1 protein-coding gene is annotated in these 615 nt (G+C 68.3%); it reads right to left on the minus strand.

Going from position 1 to position 615, the window contains the following annotated elements; all coding sequences use genetic code 11:
• Nucleotides 1–615: ammonium transporter (locus tag AC4FQ3_RS22795; RefSeq protein ID WP_491183404.1), on the minus strand; the 615-nt coding region annotated here is incomplete at both ends.

Consider the following 615-nt stretch of genomic DNA (forward strand, 5'->3'; position numbering starts at 1 on the left):
GAGTCGTCGAAGCCGAGCTTCCACTTCAGCTCGATCGCAATGGCGCACACGCCACCGGCGATGAGGCCGAGCAGGAGCGCCCAGCCCGGGTCGAGGTTCGCGCACGAGGGGGTGATCGCGACGAGACCGGCGACGGCACCCGAGGCGGCGCCGACCGAGGTGGCCTTGCCGTCCTTGAGCTTCTCGACGATGATCCAGCCGAGCACGGCCGCAGCCGTGGCGCCGAGCGTGTTGATCACGATCAGACCGGTCGGCGAGCCGACGGCACCGATACCCGCGAGGATCGCGCCGTTCGCCGACGAGGTGCCCTCGGGCGAGACGAAGAAGGCCGAGGCGCCGGCGTTGAAGCCGAACCAGCCGAACCACAGGATGGCGGCACCGAGCAGCACGAGCGGCACGTTGTGGGGCTTGGTGATGCCCTTCTTGAAGCCGACGCGCTTTCCGAGCACGAGTGCGAGCGCGAGCGCCGCGGCACCGGCGTTGATGTGCACCGCAGTACCACCGGCGTAGTCGATGACCTCAACGCCAGCGTCCTTGCCGAACAGCGTCGTGCCGAGGTTGAAGATCCAGCCGTTGGTGTTCCAGACCCAGCCGGCGACCGCGAAGTAGTCGATC

The sequence above is a fragment of the Flavobacterium sp. AK-345 genome (assembly GCF_058310175.1).